The 16,957-nt window shown below is 66.5% G+C and carries 16 protein-coding genes and 2 pseudogenes; 8 read left to right on the top strand and 10 right to left on the bottom strand.

What is annotated here, in order from left to right; all coding sequences use genetic code 11:
- Positions 1 to 97: 97 nt before the first annotated feature.
- From ACZ69M_RS31130 to ACZ69M_RS31110, 5 genes and pseudogenes are all read left to right on the top strand, one after another.
- Positions 98 to 1,297, top strand: a complete 1,200-nt coding sequence (locus ACZ69M_RS31130; protein ID WP_470055021.1) for an acyltransferase family protein — start codon at positions 98 to 100, stop codon at positions 1,295 to 1,297.
- Between the two features lie 138 nt (positions 1,298 to 1,435).
- Positions 1,436 to 2,215 carry a polysaccharide deacetylase family protein gene (locus tag ACZ69M_RS31125; protein WP_470055019.1) on the top strand — a complete coding sequence of 260 codons (780 nt, stop codon included), beginning with the start codon at positions 1,436 to 1,438 and terminating at the stop codon, positions 2,213 to 2,215.
- Between the two features lie 83 nt (positions 2,216 to 2,298).
- A pseudogene (locus ACZ69M_RS31120) lies at positions 2,299 to 2,604 on the top strand (alkaline phosphatase); the annotation flags it as partial.
- Between the two features lie 133 nt (positions 2,605 to 2,737).
- Complete coding sequence (locus ACZ69M_RS31115; protein ID WP_470055017.1) at positions 2,738 to 3,253, top strand: hypothetical protein; 516 nt, start codon at positions 2,738 to 2,740, stop codon at positions 3,251 to 3,253.
- Positions 3,142 to 3,603 (top strand): copper resistance CopC family protein, encoded by a 462-nt coding sequence (locus ACZ69M_RS31110; RefSeq protein WP_470055551.1) that lies wholly within the window; start codon positions 3,142 to 3,144, stop codon positions 3,601 to 3,603. The genes ACZ69M_RS31115 and ACZ69M_RS31110 overlap by 112 nt, the downstream gene beginning before the upstream one ends.
- Here the strand turns inward: ACZ69M_RS31110 and ACZ69M_RS31105 are convergent.
- Genes ACZ69M_RS31105 through ACZ69M_RS31085 form a run of 5 tightly spaced genes read right to left on the bottom strand, consistent with a single transcriptional unit; the run spans position 3,495 to position 6,018 of the window.
- Complete coding sequence (locus tag ACZ69M_RS31105; RefSeq protein ID WP_470055572.1) at positions 3,495 to 3,740, bottom strand: hypothetical protein; 246 nt, start codon at positions 3,738 to 3,740, stop codon at positions 3,495 to 3,497. The genes ACZ69M_RS31110 and ACZ69M_RS31105 overlap by 109 nt on opposite strands.
- Before the next feature lie 57 nt (positions 3,741 to 3,797).
- Complete coding sequence (locus ACZ69M_RS31100) at positions 3,798 to 4,562, bottom strand: DUF1775 domain-containing protein (protein WP_470055015.1); 765 nt, start codon at positions 4,560 to 4,562, stop codon at positions 3,798 to 3,800.
- Complete coding sequence (locus ACZ69M_RS31095) at positions 4,499 to 5,308, bottom strand: hypothetical protein (protein WP_470055014.1); 810 nt, start codon at positions 5,306 to 5,308, stop codon at positions 4,499 to 4,501. The genes ACZ69M_RS31100 and ACZ69M_RS31095 overlap by 64 nt, the downstream gene beginning before the upstream one ends.
- Positions 5,309 to 5,367: 59 nt before the next feature.
- Positions 5,368 to 5,844: a DUF3093 domain-containing protein gene (locus ACZ69M_RS31090; RefSeq protein ID WP_470055012.1), complete on the bottom strand. Its 477-nt coding sequence runs from the start codon at positions 5,842 to 5,844 to the stop codon at positions 5,368 to 5,370.
- A gap of 42 nt (positions 5,845 to 5,886) precedes the next feature.
- Positions 5,887 to 6,018 carry a hypothetical protein gene (locus tag ACZ69M_RS31085; RefSeq protein ID WP_470055010.1) on the bottom strand — a complete coding sequence of 44 codons (132 nt, stop codon included), beginning with the start codon at positions 6,016 to 6,018 and terminating at the stop codon, positions 5,887 to 5,889.
- A 470-nt stretch (positions 6,019 to 6,488) separates the two neighbouring features.
- Between ACZ69M_RS31085 and ACZ69M_RS31080 the strand changes: the two genes are divergently transcribed.
- Positions 6,489 to 7,994, top strand: coding sequence for a MauE/DoxX family redox-associated membrane protein (locus ACZ69M_RS31080; RefSeq protein WP_470055008.1), 1,506 nt, complete (start codon positions 6,489 to 6,491; stop codon positions 7,992 to 7,994).
- Between the two features lie 299 nt (positions 7,995 to 8,293).
- Here ACZ69M_RS31080 and ACZ69M_RS31075 read toward each other — a convergent pair whose 3' ends face one another.
- Positions 8,294 to 9,868 carry a sodium/solute symporter gene (locus ACZ69M_RS31075; RefSeq protein WP_470055006.1) on the bottom strand — a complete coding sequence of 525 codons (1,575 nt, stop codon included), beginning with the start codon at positions 9,866 to 9,868 and terminating at the stop codon, positions 8,294 to 8,296.
- 26 nt (positions 9,869 to 9,894) lie between these two features.
- Complete coding sequence (locus ACZ69M_RS31070; RefSeq protein ID WP_470055004.1) at positions 9,895 to 10,347, bottom strand: DUF485 domain-containing protein; 453 nt, start codon at positions 10,345 to 10,347, stop codon at positions 9,895 to 9,897.
- A 1,054-nt stretch (positions 10,348 to 11,401) separates the two neighbouring features.
- Here ACZ69M_RS31070 and ACZ69M_RS31065 point away from each other — a divergent pair.
- Positions 11,402 to 11,926 (top strand): SMI1/KNR4 family protein, encoded by a 525-nt coding sequence (locus tag ACZ69M_RS31065; protein WP_470055002.1) that lies wholly within the window; start codon positions 11,402 to 11,404, stop codon positions 11,924 to 11,926.
- A 156-nt stretch (positions 11,927 to 12,082) separates the two neighbouring features.
- Here the strand turns inward: ACZ69M_RS31065 and ACZ69M_RS31060 are convergent.
- Positions 12,083 to 12,405, bottom strand: a pseudogene (locus ACZ69M_RS31060) (UTRA domain-containing protein); the annotation flags it as partial.
- A gap of 1,169 nt (positions 12,406 to 13,574) precedes the next feature.
- Between ACZ69M_RS31060 and ACZ69M_RS31055 the strand changes: the two are divergent.
- A complete protein-coding gene (locus ACZ69M_RS31055) occupies positions 13,575 to 14,807 on the top strand; it encodes an IS110 family RNA-guided transposase (protein WP_470055549.1) in 1,233 nt (410 codons plus the stop codon).
- A gap of 6 nt (positions 14,808 to 14,813) precedes the next feature.
- Here ACZ69M_RS31055 and ACZ69M_RS31050 read toward each other — a convergent pair whose 3' ends face one another.
- Positions 14,814 to 15,272: a hypothetical protein gene (locus ACZ69M_RS31050; RefSeq protein ID WP_470055000.1), complete on the bottom strand. Its 459-nt coding sequence runs from the start codon at positions 15,270 to 15,272 to the stop codon at positions 14,814 to 14,816.
- 1,065 nt (positions 15,273 to 16,337) lie between these two features.
- Positions 16,338 to 16,643, bottom strand: coding sequence for a YrhB domain-containing protein (locus ACZ69M_RS31045; RefSeq protein WP_470054998.1), 306 nt, complete (start codon positions 16,641 to 16,643; stop codon positions 16,338 to 16,340).
- Positions 16,644 to 16,957 lie beyond the last annotated feature (314 nt).

Genomic DNA, 16,957 nt, shown 5'->3' with positions numbered 1-16,957 from the left:
GCACGGTCTTTCGCCCGTCAGGGGCCCTTCTCAGCGATCCCCTCAGCACGGAGGTCACTTCGCCATGCCCGCCGACGCCAATGAGTTGCCTGCCGAAATGTGGACACGTCCTCGTCGTACGCGACGTCCGATCCCGGGACACGGTGAGCCGAGCGGGTCCGTCGACTCGCGTGGACCGCAGAGCGGGCAGGCGCGACTGGCCGCGATAGACGGGCTCCGCCTGGTAGCAGCGGTGATGGTGGCCGCCTATCACTTTCTGGGGACACCCACCCCGCACTTCTGGGGAAAGACCGAGATCAGGGATTTCGCGCCGTTCCTGCACGAGATCAGCCGCTACGGCTGGCTCGGCGTGGAGTTCTTCTTCATCATCAGCGGATTCGTCATCTGCATGAGCTGCTGGGGGCGGACTCCCGCACAGTTCGCCGTCTCCCGGATATCACGGCTCTTCCCTGCGTACTGGTGCGCGGTGCTCCTGGTCGTCCTGGTCGTCCTGGTCGCACGGATGGGCCACTGGCCTGCCGCCGCGCACATCGACCCTCGTACGGTCCTGGGAAACCTGACGATGGTTCCGGGGCCACTGGGACTCAACCTGGTCAGCGGAGTCAGCTGGACACTCTGGGTGGAGGCTCGCTTCTACCTGCTGATGGCCGTACTGCTCATCTCCGGACTGTCCTATCGGCGGATGGTGGCTTTCTGCGGAGCCTGGCTCCTGGCCGGTGTCATCGCCCTTGAACTTCACTCGCCACCGCTCAACGAATTCGTGCTGACCCGGTACACCGGTCTCTTCGTCGCCGGAATCGTTCTCTACCTCATGCACAGGTTCGGACAGAACCTCCTGCTGTGGCTCCTGCTGGGCTTCGCCTGGTGCTACGAACTCACCGTGCTCGAATTCCGGGTGGCCGACCATGCCACCACGTCCCCCGGCGAGGGCCGGCCCTCCTGGGCCGTGTGCGCGGCCGTCATCACCGTCTGTCTCGGGCTGCTGGCACTCGCAGGTGTCGGACGGCTGGCGGGACTGCAATGGCGTTGGCTGGTCACCGCAGGCGGGCTCACCTACCCCTTCTACCTCGTCCACCAAAGCATCGGAATTCCCTTGGCCAAGGGCTTGATCCAGGCAGTTCCGGGGCTGGGACCGTTGCCTTCGATGGCGGTGTCCGTCATCTGCATGCTGGGTCTGGCCGCGCTCATCCACACATGGGTGGAGCGCCGACTCGGACGCTTCCTGAGGCATCGCCTGACGCTCGACGTGCGCCTGCGAGACCTCGCGGCGAAGCCGGCTCTCGCCCGTACGCGATAACGCGAGACAAGAACTTCCCGCCGTTCAACCGGGTGCCCCTCTCCGGCGACACACGGGCCGAGAGCAACCCGATCGCCGTGAAGGCCATCCCCATCCATACGTGCCGCAGCAACAATCCGACTCGGAGAAATGTCTCGCATGCCCTTCAACATACGAATACGACGGCCTCGCCTGGTCATCGCTGTCGTCACAGCAGTGGCCGCCGCCGCGGCCGTCGCGCTGATCGTGGCTCTGACGGTCACGACCTACGATCACACCTCACCGCGCGCCGCCCGCGACAAGGCATCGGGAACGGTGGCCGGGAACGTCGACTGCCGCAAGGCGAAGTGCGTGGCCCTCACCTTCGACGGCGGCCCCAGCCTGACGACCCCCAAGCTGCTGGACATCCTGAAACAGGATGATTTGCACGCGACGTTCTTCGTGCAGGGCAAGGGCCACATCGAGAAGTACCCCAAGATCCTGCGTCGTATCTCGGACGAGGGGCACGAAATCGGCAATCACACGTGGTACCACGAGGTTCTGACGGATATCAGCGAGGCCGACGCCCGTCGGGAGCTGACCCGGACGCAGGACGCCATCGAGAAGGTCACCGGTACCAAGCCCATCCTGATGCGCCCGCCGGAGGGCCGCACCAACCGCAAGGTGGCCAAGATCTGCCAGGACCTGGGGCTGGCGCAGGTGTTGTGGAGCGTCACGGCCAAGGACTACGAGACGACCGACTCGGCCCTGATCACCAAGCGGGTGCTCGACCAGACTCACCGCGACGGCATCATCCTGCTGCACGACCTGCACAAAGGGACCGTGCCCGCCGTCCCGGGAATCATCAAGGCGCTCAAGCAGCGCGGCTACACCATCGTCACGGTGTCGCAGCTGCTCGCCCCTGCCAAGCTCCAGCCGGGGATGGTCTACCGGCCCTGAACAACCGCAGTCCTCGAGACCGGGCGGGGGGCCACCGGCCCTGGACGGCTACGGCCGGCAGGGTCGGGCAGGGCCCCCAGGCTATGGACAAGTTCCCGCTGACGGGTGCGTACACGACGTACGCGGTGCACGCGGACGGCACCCCGGACTGCGTGACCGACTCGGCGGCGAGCGGCACCGGCTGCGCGACCGGCGTCAAGACCGTCAACGGGCGGATCTCCAAGACGCCGGGTACCGACAACGCCGTACGGACGATCCTGGAGCCGGCGCAGAAGAGCGGCTACGCCACCGGCAACGTCACCACCGCCGAGCCGACCGACACGACCCCGGCGGTCCTCGACTCGCACGTCACCGACCGCTCCTGCCAGGGCCCGGCCGACGTGGGGCGGTTGTCCCGACCGCCCCACGGGCTGGCGGTGACCTACGGGGTGAACAGCCCTTGGCGTTCACCCGTACCCCTTGTCGTACGCCTGTCCGCCGCTGCGGGCAGCTCAACGCGGATACGCGGAGACGGAGAGGCACGTGCTTCAGCAGCAGCCACGCGGACGTGGCGGACGTACCGGACGCACTCTGACCACTTCCCGCCTGGTGCGCGGCGCCGCGCTGGTCGGTGGCCTGACCCTGCTCCCACTGGCCACGGCGTGCAGCGGAGGTGAGGACGACGCCGCTGCGGAGCGCAAGCAGGCGAAGGCGTCCGTGACGGCCGCTCCCGCGGCCGGGGTCGTGGCACCCGCGAAGGTCGAGGTGATTGCCGGCCTGACCGGCTGCAAGCCCAAGATCCGCATCAACGCGGAGGAACTGCGCCAGGGCGTATGCCACACGAAGAAGGTCGACTACCTCATCACCACCTTCCCCGAGGATCGGTACAAGGAGCTCTGGCTGGACAGCGCCAGTGGATACGGGGGCACGTACCTCGTCGGCACCCGCTGGATCGTCAGTGCCCAGCCCGAACTGCTCGAGGGGTTCCGCTCCAGACTCGGGGGAACCATCCGGCAGTTGAGGGGCTACGGCCCCACCGCGGCCCCGAGCACGTCGTAGCGTCCGGCACCGCCTCCGCCCACGCCCATCTCACCGGGTCCGACCCGACCGACACCGCCGTCCTCGAGACGGCCCCGAAGCAGATCACGCTGGCCTTCACCGAATCCGTCAGTCTCTCCGACGGCTCCCTGCGGGTGCTGTCCCCGAAGAACCAGCGCGTCGACCGGGGCGCGGTCGCGCACGCCGACGGCAAGGCGAACACGGCACGGGTGATGCTGGGCGGCAAGCCGGCCCAGGGCACCTACACGGTGTCCTGGCGTGTCGTCTCCGCCGACATGTCCCGGTGCTCGTTGAACCCCGTCTCGCAGGCGGCCACGCCGACCTGTCTCGTGACGTGGTCCGGCCGGTGAAGCCTGCGGACCGGTGCCGTCGGGTGCCCGGAGCAGCGCTGGTCCGGGGTGGGTTCGTAGGAGCTGACGGTGTACAGGGCTTCGTCGTCGATGGCGTTCTTGTCCCAGTCCAGTGAGATCCGCACCGGAACGTTCACAGCAGCGGCCGACCGTCGCCCCGGGGCAGTCGCACCCCAGGGCGACGGCGGTGGACGTCAGCTCTGGGACGAGGCAGTCCGCCGCTTGACCAGCCACCAGGCCCCGCCGCCGAGCACGAGCAGGACGACGACGATCACGCCGGCCAGGGCACCGGAGGACATGCCGTCGCCCTCATCAGCCGCCGTGTCACTGGCAGCCGCCGAGGCGTCGGACTCCGTCGCGGCGGCGGAGGGGGAGGAGGCCGCGCTCTCCGACTGCGCTGCCGTCGGGCTGGAGCTGGAGCTGGAGTCGGCGCTGGCGCTGGGGTTGACCGGCCTGGCGCCCGGGGCCGCCGCCTTCAGTGCGAGGACCGGGGCGGGCTGCTCGGGTTCCTCGCCACCCGTGGGGAGTTCGATCCAGCGGGAGACCTTCCCGTCGCTGTAGGTCTCGACGGTCTTGAACACCAGCTCCTTTGCGTCCGGCAGCTGCCGGACCTTGATCTTGTACTCGGCGTCGACCCCGGCCTTCAGCGCAGGGCCGCCGACCGTGTAACCGTCTTTGGCCGCCGTCAGCTGCCAGCCCTTGGGGGCCTCGTCGAGGGTGACGTCGGCAGGGGCGATGCCCTCGGGAAGCACGACCCGCATCGCGGTGAAGCCCGCGGAGGCGGACTCGGCCTCGGAGACGAAGCTCAGGGTGACGTTCTCCGCCAGGGCCTGTGGGCGGTCGGCTTCGACCTCCGCGTGGGCGGCGGCCGGTGCGGCCAGGGCGAGCGTGGCCGTCAGCGCGACAGCGCCGGCCAGTACGAAACGCCGGCCGGCACGTGCCAGGGGGCGGGTGGACATGAACACAGGGAGACTCCTTGCTGATACGGGAGAATCCGGCCCCGTGGCTGCCGGGACCGGTGAAGGACCGAAGGGTTCTCCCGCTGCGGTGGTCCCCTGCGCACCACCGCGTGCTCCAGTACTTCTTCCCATGCCTGGGCCGCCACCGCGAAGAAGGGGCCGGCCCGCCGAGTCGGCAGCCGGAGCATCACCCTCTCCGGATCGGTGATCGCTCGCGGCAGTACCTGGGCCAGGGCCGCCGCGGCCGCCCTGGTCAGCGTGCGCAGCGTGCCGAGCGCCGCGGTCATCCGTACGTCCGCCCGGTGCAGCAGCCACGCCACCGCCAGCGCGGCGAGCGTGTGCACGGCCGTCATCGCCGCTCCGGCGTGATGCCAGGAGTGACCGTCCCCGGAGGCGGAGGCCATGTGCCCGGCGTGCATCGCGTGCTGCGGCATCGCCGTCGAGGTGGCGCCGTCCATGGCGGACAGCGCGAGGTGCAGTACCCCCTGCATCGCCAGGGTGAAGGTGAGAGTCGCGACCAGCGCGTAGCGGCGCCGGGCGAGCGGCCAGACCGCCGCGAACTGCGCCACGACCAACAGGGCCACCAGCCGCCAGGGCACGGTGCCTTCGGCGACCGTGTGGTGCCCGAAGGTCGCGAGTACGGTGCCGAGCACGGCGAACAGGCCGGCCCGCGCGCACGCACCCGCGTGGCTGGCCCGGCCTGCTCGGGCATGTCTCTCGTGCCCGGTCACGTGATCAGGTGGCACGGCCGCCATCATGTCCTACCGGCCGGACGGAGCGGGCGACACCGTCGCAGGAGTCCTCGTCACTGCCCGGACCTGCGCGGCCAGGACCGCGCGCCGAACGCCTCGGCCGGCAGCTCGGGCCTGCGGGTGGAGAGGCAGAGGTAGGGCGTGGGGTCGTCGGGGTCGAGGACCTCGACGCGTATCGCGCCGGGTACGAAGCTGCGCGCCACCATGAAGGCCCGCGGATCGGCCTTGTACGTCCGCCAGGCGCGGGCTTCTTCGCCATGGAGGGACTCCGGCTGACAGAGTGCCGACAGCGGAATGCGGGCGTCGGCCACGAACAGCGTGTCGGCGGTGACCCGGAACCGCGTCGGCCCCTGTGAACTGACGTACATCCCGGCCAGACAGGTGCCGATGGTCAGGGCGATGAGTGCGGCGATGCCGCCGTAGGGGAGGAAGATCAGGGCCAGGGAGACGCCGAAGAGCACGGCGATGATCCACCAGGTTCTCGGGGCGGTCAGGCGTTCGTCGTAGACGAGCCGGCCGGTGGAGGTCACGGGCGTTCACCTTGTCGTATACGTCGGGGTGGGTGGGGCTGTTCACAGGGGCAGGAAGGAGGCGGCGCGCGGTCGGTGGTGGAGGGTGGTGCCGGTCTCGATCTCGTGGAACCAGGCGTGCAGGTGCAACGACCGGTCCGCGAGCCGGGGTGTGACACACGGGTGCTTACGCACCTTCCCCGTCGGCCGGCATCCCACCAGTGAGGCAGTGGCGGGAGCCCTCAGCTTGGGAAGCTGCGATCTGAACTCGTCCGGGAAATTCCCCCGTTTTGCCACCTTGGATCACTTCCTCGGATCACTTCCTCTGGATGACGAAACATCCCGCGTCCAGGTCGGAATCTCGGGGGGCACTCCAGTCTTCGGCTACCTCACACCAGCTGAGACCCGACAGCGACACCACGCCCTCGCCGCACAACGAACAAGCGTCCAACGTCATGGGGAGACTTCGGAACCTGCCGAGGACCTTCAATGGACGCCATTGATGTCGATCAGCCACCGGGCTCACGGCCGTCTGGATGAATCCGGCCTGTGGACTGTTGTTCGCGGCCTCGCATGGAGGTACGAGTCGTTCGGGCGCCGTGGTATGTGTGCGTGATGCCTGCGCTCCGTCCGGAGGGCGTCCAGAACGATGGGAGTGAGCAGGCATGGTCCTGGCAGCACGGCTGGTGTTGGCTGCGGTCTTCGGGGTCGCGGGGATCGCCAAACTCATGGACCGCGAGGGACTCCCTCGCGCAATCGCAAGCTTCGGCCTGCCGGCTCGAACGGGGATTCCGCTCGGATACTTTCTCATCTCCTACGAGTTCGTCACAGCCCTGGCCCTTATCGTCAACCCATGGGCAAGAATCGGTGCGCTGGGAGCGCTCGGACTGTTGCTGACGTTCTGTCTGGCCATCGTGGTGAGCATCGCACGCGGCCGGACCCCGGATTGCCACTGCTTCGGAGGGCTACGCGCCACGCCGGTCGGGTGGGCCACGCTCGCGCGCAACGGGCTTCTCGCAGCTATGGCGGGATTCGTCGCAACCGACGGGCGCACCCCATGGTTCTTCGCGGGCCTAGGGACCATCGCGGCGACGTGTTGGGTGGTGCTGGGACTCAAGCGATCCAGGAAAGTACGACCGGGCATGGTCACACCGGGCTTTTCACTGTCTGACGCAACGGGACAAGTATGGACTCTGGACAAACTGCTTGCCGCCGCACGTCAGCCACTCCTGCTTCTCTTCACTGATCACGCGTGCAGCGCGTGCGACGCACTGCTGCCACAGGTGGCCCGGTGGCAACAGGCCCATGCAGAACGGCTGACCATCGCAATCGTGAACGGCGGTACCCCCGCGGACAGCGTTGCCTTCTCACGTGAGCACGGGCTGCGGAACCTACTGGTGGACGAAGACCGAATGCTGCTCACCACTTACGGTCTGACCGCCACACCCAGCGCGATGCTGATCGACACCGACCGGATCCTCGCCGCCGCGCCGGCAGCCGGGTCAGCAGAGATCGCCGACCTGGTGACCAGGGCACTCGAACCGCGCGGTAGATCAACGATCGCACGACGCGTGCTGTTGTTCGCCTCGGCCATGATGGTGCCCGCCGTCATCTCCACCCGCGCGACGGCCCACGGCGCCACCGGGGCGAACTGGCGCCCAAAGCGAGTGAAGTTCGCTGGGGGATGGCTCTGCAAACAGCGCTACGCGCTGTGTACCAAAGCCGCCTGCAAACCCTCGCCGAGCGACCCGAACGTCGTCATCTGCCGCTGCGTGGTGGAATACGGCTACTCCTACGGCTATACCTCGTGTGCAAAACGCGCACCGGTCGGCAAAAGATTGGTATCGACGTTCTCGACACAAAACACCAACCACCATACCCGCACCATGACCTGCACCCCCCGAGCGCAATGGGCAAACTGTCTGGACGTGGAATGCGAAATCGACCCGCGCAACCCGAGACATGCTGTGTGCCGCTGCAAGTCCGTGGAGAGCGGCGACTTTTTCACATTCGGCGGAAACTGCGACACCAGCACCTGCACCTCTGTGATCTGGTCAGCGGCCACACCACCCGGAGTCCCCTTCCAAGCCGCGATGAAGAGCATCGGCCTATCAGTCACACTCCCCAAAGCATGCCCGACAGGCACGGACGGCGATGACCTTCCCGCCTAGGACCTCCTGCGCGAGCCACCGGCCCCGGCGATGCTGCAGCAGGAGCGCCAGGAGGCCGACCGTGTCCGCGCTGAAACCAAGCGCACCCTGGAAAGAGCCCGTGTCGCGGCTGCGAAAGCGGCCCCGGTGGAACTCGAACTCAGTCCGCAATACGAGCAGTTGTCGGCCCGTATGGAGGAGGGCGCGGCACTCGGCGACGAAGGGGCGCGGAGCGGCGGCAAGGCGCGACCGAGCGGCTTTCAGCGAGCGCAGGTCGAACTCGTTGAGCGCCTTCTTCCGGGCGGTGCTTTCGGCGCAATTCAGCTTCCTCGTCTCGCCGCCCCCGCCAGAATCCATGCTTCGACCGCCTCGTACTGCTGGCGCTGTTCCTCCGCCTTTTGCCGCCCGGAGATCTTTGTCCCTGTCCAGCCGAGAGCGAAGCCCAGGGGTATGGAGACAAGGCCAGTGGTGGTGAACGGGAACCAGTTGAAGTCGGAGTGCGGGAAGGCGGAGGAGGGGGAACCGGAGACGAGGTTGGTGCCGGTCATGAGGACGAGGGTGGCGAGTGTGCCGCCGATCAGGGTCCACAGCAGACCCGTGCGGGTGTAGCGGCGCCAGAAGAGGCTGTAGACCAGTGCCGGTGCGAGTGCGGATGCACCGATGGAGGCCGACAGCAGAGCCAGCGGCTGCAGATTGCGGTGCTGGACGAGGGCGGCCAGCAGGATGGTGGGGGCGCCCACCGCCAGGGCGGAGACCCGGGCGATGGTCATCTCACGGCCGGGAGTCGTCCCACGGTGTGCGAGCAGGTCGTGCGCGAGGGTGTTGGCACAGGCCAGGATCATGCTGGCGACCGATGCGAGCAGGGTGAGGAAAAGCGCCGTTGTGACCATGGTGAACAGGAACGTTTCGGACGTCGAAACGTCCGTTCCGAACGCGGCCCGTGAGCCCAGCAGATACGCGGTCCTGCCCGTCGGGTCGGCGCCGGCGATCGTCGTGCGCCCGATCAGTGCCGTTGCCCCGATGCTGACGACCGTGCAGATCAGCATGAAGAGTGCGACGCACGACACAGCCCAGGACATCGACCGGCGCACCTGACGGGCACTGGTCGCGGTGTACATGCGCATGGTGACGTGCGGCAGGCAGGCGCCGCCGAGGATCACGATGAGCTCCGAGCTGATCATGTCGAGCCGGGGGCTGGGGCCACCGGCGAACTGGAGACCGGAGTGCAGGAAGGCCGACCCCACGCCGCTGTGCGCTGCCGCGGCGGAGAACAGCTTGCCCAGGTCCCAGTCGAACTGCCGCAGAATCAGCGCGGCCACGACCGCGCCGGAGCCGAACAGCATCACAATCTTCAAGACCTGGATGAGGGCTGTGCCCTTCATCCCGCCGATCGCCGCGTAACTGATCATCAGTGCGCCGATCCCGACGATGCATCCAGTCTTCAGCGAGTCACTGGAAAAGCCAAGGATGAACGCCAGCAGATCACCGGTGCCGGCGAGCTGGATGAGCATCATCGGCAGCAGGGCCGCGATCGTCGCCACACACGCGGCGATGCGTACCTTGCGGCCGGGCATCCGCCGTGCAAGCACGTCGCCCATGGTGAACCGGCCCGCGTTGCGCAACGGTTCGGCCAGCAGGAACATCAGCAGCATGAGGGAGAGGGCTATGCTCAACGCCAGGACGACGCCGTCGTACCCGTCGAGCGCGATCACCCCGCCTGTGGACAGGACCGTCGCCGCGGAGATGTAATCCCCGGCGATGGCAAGGCCGTTGCGCATCGGCGACAGCGACCCGTACCCGGTGTAGAACTCGTCGAGGTCGTCACCATCAGGTCCTGTCATCACGCACAGCAGCAGGATGATCGTAGCGACCGTCGTGAATGCCACCAGAGACATCGCTTGCGTGGAACTGCTGAAACCGCTCACCATGCCACCCCCCGCTTCACGTCCAGGTCGGCCTGCTTGCGAATGCGGTCCGCAATCGGGTCGACCCTGCGACGCGCGGCGTGCTCGTACAGCCCGACCGCCAGACAGGTGACGGGTACCTGGAGCAGTCCGAGAAGCAGCCCCGTGGACAGGCCGCCTGAGACAATGCCCGTCATCAACGACGGTGCGAACGCGGACAGCACAAGAAAGAGCGTGAAGTATCCGAGCGCCGTGAACGTCGCCACGCGCCGCTGGGTGCGGTAGGCGCGGCGCAACACACGTAGGTCGCTGTGGTGACCGAGTCCCGTGTGAGGCGACGTCGTCCCGCTGTCGGACTCCTGCTGCTGCCACGCGTAGATGACATCGGAAGAGGAGAAACGAGGCGCGGGGCGGTACGGCGCTCCTGACCGGTGCGGCTGGTATTCGGGATAAGGGAACGGATCTGGCATCCCGTTTCTCCTCATGCGACTCATGGACCCATACGGGACCGAAGGGAAGCGGGGGGGTGCGCGCACGCTACCCAGCAGGTATGGACCTGCGCCAGACTCTTGCCAAACTGAACAGTTGGTATGCAGCAGATCGATGGCTGTATCAACTACTTCTGTTCGGCGCCGGGGAATCATGGGCCACTGGCCTCGATGTTTCGTGACGGCCCGTTGGTTCATCCAGTGGGCCGATTCGGCTGCTCAGGCGGGTGGCGGGCATGGTCGCGGCCCGGCTGTCGCGTCGCACCTGGGCGCGACGGACTGGGTTCCGGTCTCCCTCGATCTGGGAGACGCGGACGTCGCGAGTTGCGACACCCATGTTGCAGTCCGCGTGCGCCCTCAGACGGATCTCATCCGAGTGCGGGTCTTCCGGGAGGCCAACGGCCCCTCAGGTGCTAATCCGACGTTTGCGACTGTGTTTGACGGCCAACTCCTCCTGTCGGACGGTCGCCTGGCCGTGGGCGATGTTGAAGGACTCACCCGATTCGTGCGCCTGGTCGGGGACCGAGGAGCGTGGAACGTCCGTGTGGCGGTGGATAACCCGGGTTGGGACGCCCACGCCATCGATGTGACCATCGGATGGCCCGGTGCCTAGCTTGACCAGCTGCCAGCGGTTGAGGCCCTGAGCGGTGGCAGCAGTGCTGCGAGCTCAGCTTGGGAAGCTGAGGTGATCTAGGGCTCGCTGCGAGTCTGACCTGCAGCGAAACGGTGTCGGCTCTTGGTGGCCGTCGTCTTGGTTCCCTCTTGTTCCCCGTGGTTCCCCGCACGATCTGGCACGCGTCTGGCACGACCTCTTCGTCCCGAACTCTCGGCCGGCTGGGGGGGACTGAGGTCCGGTCGGCTGGTCAGTTGGCCTTTGGCGGCCGTTGGCGGTTGCCAACGGTCGTGGTGGTTGTTGTACTCCGCTGCTGTACAGCAACACCGGCGCGTGCCTTGGAGGAGATCAGGCGAAGGCGCTCATTGGCCCTCATGGTGCACGATGTGGCGTCGGTAGGTTCCGCGGGGAGGATGGGGAGCTATGTCGTCGCTCGATCGTCTCAGGGCGCTGCTAGGCGAACCGGTGACCTGGGGCTGGGCCAAGCCGCGTCTGTGGACGGCGTCCGAGCAGTATCTCGGTGTCGGGCTGCCTTCGGATTACAAGGCGTTCCTGGATCTGTACGGGCCGGGGAGCATCGACGGTTACCTATCGCTGAGCCGGCCTCTGGAAGCCGACGCCACCGAGTTGGACCGGTTGTGGTCGCTGGAGGACTGGCGCCGGGCGCGACTCAGTGCCCCGGACCTGTATCCGTACCCCTTCCACCCCGATCCTGGCGGCCTCATCTCCTGGGGTTCGGACGAGCACGGCAGCGAGTACTACTTCCTCGCAATCGAACCGAACCCTGATGAGTGGCGCATCGTCGTCAGCAGCGAGTGCAACAGTTGGTTCGAGACCGCGGGCACCTTCTGCGACTTCCTCGTGCGCTGCTTCGACCGCATCGACCGGCCACCTTTCATGGACCGCGCATGGCCCACCCTTGATGCCCGCTACCACTCCCATGCCTGATGCAGCGCTCGCATCGTCCAGGTCGGCATGTGGCTGACACCCGCTTTAGGAGTTCGATCCACACCTGCCCCTGGGGCCGTCGGCGGCTGGTTCGACGGTCGTGCGGGGGTGCTGGTGTGTGCCGCCGTCCGGCCTCGTTGATGTCAGCCGTGGATGTCAGATGTCGGCCTCTGACATTGGCTGACGGCTGATCGGGATCTCGTAGACGATCTCGCTGTGAGCGGCGGGCACGACGATGTCCGCCGTCTCCACGGCCGTCCGTCGTCGCTGTTGTACGTCCGCCGGATGTGCGTGACGAGCGCGGCCTTCTGGATGCCGAGTAGAGATGCCTCCTCGGCGGTCGCCTGCCGTGGCTCCGGTTGCTCCACGGCGTGGCTGACGGTGACCCCGATCGCGGCCGTGCGGTTCACGACTCCGGTGCCTGCGTGGGGCGCACCCTCCGGCAGGGCGACGAGAGTGCTCGCTCTGAGGGCGTACGGCAGCAGAGCGCTGGACTGGTTCATTTCTTGCGACGCCTGCTTGCCTGGTCAGACGGCCGTGAGCGGCTACAGCCGGTCGACTGCGGGCTTCACCAATGTGCGGCGCTCCTGGCCATGTGTGGACCTTTAGGTATGCCTGCCCTGATACCTGCCGCTGCCCGGCGAAGCCCCGGGTGCTTCTGGTGCGAGCTGCCCCGCCTGACCTCTGACGACACACACCATTACGTGTCCAGTCCGCAGAAGGCTAAGGAGGCAGCCGACGCTCAACCACCAATAGAGGGCCGGGAGTACATGGGCAGAGATTGCCGAGTCTATGAAAGTCGCAGCAAAAAGGGCGGAGATGGAAAAATTGAGTACGAGCAGTGGCCAACCGGAGTCCGTTTTGGCTCTATTGAGTTTCTGCCAAGTTGTTCGTGGTATTTGAGCGGGATGCGGGCTGAAGCGGTGCTTGAACCCGTCCACGAAAGATCGCTGCGTCATGGGGGCATGGAACAGTTGAAGACAACGACTGCGCAAGCCTATGAGGAGGTTGCCGGTGCGGCCGGTCGAGTCTCAACGCCCGAGTCAAGGCCGATCGGCGTACCGCCACAGCGACCGGCAGGTCCGGCGGCCGTCGTTGTCCCGCCCGGAGAGCACGAGACCGCCCGACTTCAGGGGGCTGGCTGCACTCGGGACAGGAGGGGGCGGGTCGGCCATCCGGCGAACCCAATCCGTAGTTAAGGGCGTTCCGATGGAGCGGAAGCTTCTCGGGATGTTCGAGTAGGGGGCTGCGATGCCTGCGGCGAACCGGGTCTGCTGAGACCTCCGTATAGAGCGGCACGCGGTCCTGGTACGTGGTGGCAGTTGCGCGAGCGCCGGACGTATGCCTCGTTGCCTACAGGTCCCCGAGACCTTGGTAGAGAGCGGCATCGTCCGGCGCCTTCGAGTCCGTCAACACTGCAGTTCTGACCACTCGTTGGTGTTGGTGGTGCGAGCCCGCCACACGGTGACCCCTTGCAATGCCCGAGCCATTCGAGCTCCCGCAAAGACCGGGGCCCGTGGGACGAGCTGGTGCCACGAACGGCTACTGAGGTGGCGGACCGGCCACAGTGCTGAGTCCTGGGATTAGGTCGCTGCGTGGCCCGTATGAGCTCGTGACCAGCACGAACAGCAAGCTGGAGGGGAAAGAATTGATCTATTGCGGCATCGACTGGGCGGAACGCACGCACGACGTCGCCCTGGTCGACGACAGTGGCCAGATACTGGCCAAGCGGCACATCACCGACGACACGGCCGGCTACAAGATCCTGCTGGACCTCCTTGCCGAATACGGCGACACCGAGGAGAACCCGATCCCAGTCGCGATCGAGACCTCCCGAGGACTGGTCGTCGCCGTGCTGCGGACAGGTAAGAGGCAGGTGTTCGCGATCAACCCGATGGCCGCTGCACGCTACCGCGATCGGCACTCCGTCTCCCGCAAGAAGTCCGATCCCGGAGACGCCCTCGTCCTGGCCAACATCCTGCGCACCGACATGCATGCCCATCGGCCGCTGTCTCAGGACAGCGACTTGGCCCGTGCCGTTGCGGTCCTTGCCAGGGCTCAGCAGGACGCGACGTGGAACCGGCAGCAGATCTCCAACCAGCTCCGGTCGCTGCTACGGGAGTACTACCCGTCCGCGCTGGCGGCCTTCGAGTCCTGGAAGAACGGTCTATGCCGCCGGGAGGCGCACGAACTCCTCAAGGCGGCTCCGACACCAACGCGGGCCTCGCGGCTAACGCGCACGCAGTTGCAGGCCGCGCTCAAGCGCGCCGGCCGACAACGGGGCATCGAGGCCGAGGCCGACCGGCTCCGGGAGATCTTCCGCGCCGACTGGGCGCACCAGCCTTCCCTAGTGGAGGACGCACTCGGCACACAGATGCTTGCGCTCGTGGTCCAGCTGGAGGCCGCCTGCACCGCCGCCGACAATCTGGCCAAGGCGGTGGAGGAGACTTTCCCTCAGCACCCGCACGCTGAGATCATCCTCAGCTTCCCCGGACTCGGCATACAGCTTGGTGCCCGGCTGTTCGCCGAGATCGGAGACGACCGCACCAGGTTCGCCGACGCCCGCGGCCTGAAGGCGTATGCCGGCGCCTCACCCATCACCCGGGCCTCCGGCAAGAAGTCGAGCATCACTCGCCGATGGGTGAAAAACGACCGTCTCAACCACGCCGGCTACCTCTGGGCCTTTTCCGCCATCACCGCCTCACCGGGCGCCAAAGCCCACTACCGCAGGCGCCGCGACGGCCACGGAGACTGGCATGCTGCCGCACAGAGGAACCTCTTCAACCGCATGCTTGGCCAGCTCTACCACTGCCTTCAGCACGGACAGCTTTTCGAGGAGGCCGTCGCCTTCCCCATCGCAACCGAGGCTCTCGCAGCATGAGATCCCTCAGCCACCGATTGCGAGGGACCAGCGCTCTTGGATGACGGCCTGCTTCCGCTCAAGCTCCGGATCCATCAAGCGATTGGTGAGGGTCCCCGGAATCGTGAGCGAGCGCCCATGGGCCCTGATGACACGAAGGTCCGACCAGGTTCCGCTCCGTGACACCCGCTGCCGCTCCTCGATGCGCGCGACCTCGCTCCAGGGAACCACCCGCCTGCTGACGAAGGTGCGGAATTCCAACCCCGTCGTGGTCAGGAGGACCTGGCCATAGATCGAGTTGATCGTGCTCAAGAGCACGACTACGGAGAAGGCCCCTACGCCACCGACCCACCACCATTTGCCCGGTTCATGCGTGGTCAAGCTCATCGCCACCATCACACCAGCGAGCGCCAGCGTCAGGATGCCGGTCCGCCACCAGTATCGCTGCCGATCACGAGAGTTGAAGCCGATCCACGCCTCGGGCATGTCCATAACACTACCGACGCACACTCGAACAACGACCACCCTGGCTTGACGAGTTACATGCCTGAGGTGTCTAAACGGGTCTATCGGTTGACCGGGATGTCATCGGACAGGCTGGGTCCCTCAGTTTGGGTCTCGGTGACAGTAACGGTCGGAGAAGGACCGGGGGCGTCGGGTGAGCCGATCAGGAGGTTGATGCCCCGAGGAACATGACGAGAGCGCATGCGGCAAGGAACAGCCACCAGAGGGCAACGAGCAAACTGGGTTCGGTTGGCGGTCGGCGACTCACCATGGTGCATGGTCCCGCGTAGTCGTGGCCTACGTCCCGGTTTGGCCGAAGCGCCAGGAGTCGCAGGGGTGGAAGCATCGCCCAACCCCTGCTCTCAGCTTGGGAGGCGCGGGTGCTTGTGCCTCGCTGACCTGCGGCGCAGTCGATCATGACGCTTGCGCGGTTGCCACTGCAGGCCCCTCGGTTCCTCGAGGTTCCCGCAGGATTTGGCACGCATCCGGCATGCATGAGGGCGCTGGTCGCACACGCCTGGGTTCGTTGTACCGCGTCCGCGCTGCCGTCTACCTCGGAAGATGAAGACCTGCACAAGTCGATCGCCTGGCTGACCAAGGAGCGCTGGCACTGAAGCAGAGTTTGAGATCTGGCCTCATCCTTATCAAGTTGATCACAGGGGTCCGCCAACGTCGACCAACCGCCCCTGCGCCTCGGCCGATCGTCCACTGAGGTCCGGCGTCGACCGCTGCTGTTCGCGCTTGTTGGTGTCAGCCGCTGATGTCAGCCGCCGCACGTCGTCTTGACAAGGCTGCCCCGTCTTTGCCGGACCGCTACCAAGCCGGGCCCGCCAGCATCGTGATGGGCAATGGAGGACACTTCTCCGGCTTCCGGGTGAGGCTGACCAGTTCCTCCGGAGGTTCGTTTCCGTCCCGGACGGCCATCACGTAGGCCTTCGCCTGCTGTGGTCCCAACCGGGGTGCCTGCTTCCGTAGGTGGCGTATCGCGGCCATCGTCCCGTCGGAGTGCACGAGTGCCTGGACGGCTGTGATCAGCGGATCGGGCAGTTAGACCCCCCTGACCTGCTGGAAATAGAGCTTCTCCCAGCCCTCGCGGACGTATGTGGTGACAGGGATGTGGTGGATGCTCCCATCCTGGCGGTCCACCAGGTAGGGCCCGCTGCCCACCAACATCTTTTTGATATCGCGGCTGCGGATGTACTCAACCGACTGCCAGGTGACCAGCCACCCGAGCGCGTGCTCCTTCACGTCGAGGACAGCGAGCTCGGGCAACCGTGCCATCCATGGCGACTCCTGCCGCTTTCTCGAAAGCAGGGCCTCGACCAGCTCCACGGCGCGTTCCTTGGTGACCACGCCCTTCATCTTTCACCACGGCGCAACCGATTTTCGATCCCGACCGGACCAGTCGCGCATGCCTGGACCGAGATCTCAAACGCGGTCTCAAAGAGCGTTTTGTCCTGGCGAGGTTGTTTCGCGTCGATTCGCAGACCGAGCCGGTATGGGGCTCTCGGGGCAGATGTGCCTGATGCGGGGCAAGGGATTCATGTCGTCGTTCGGCGACCCGTTTCGGCAGGGTCGCTCCTGTCTGATCCCAACGCGCCCCCGGTTGACCTCGTTTGCGCCCTGGGGAGGCGGCCTGCTCGACGGTACTACCGAAACATGACGCG

This window comes from Streptomyces sp. NPDC107454 (assembly GCF_055582885.1).
The sequence above is the reverse complement of the archived record's forward strand: the minus strand, read 5'-3'. Positions and strand labels throughout refer to the sequence as shown.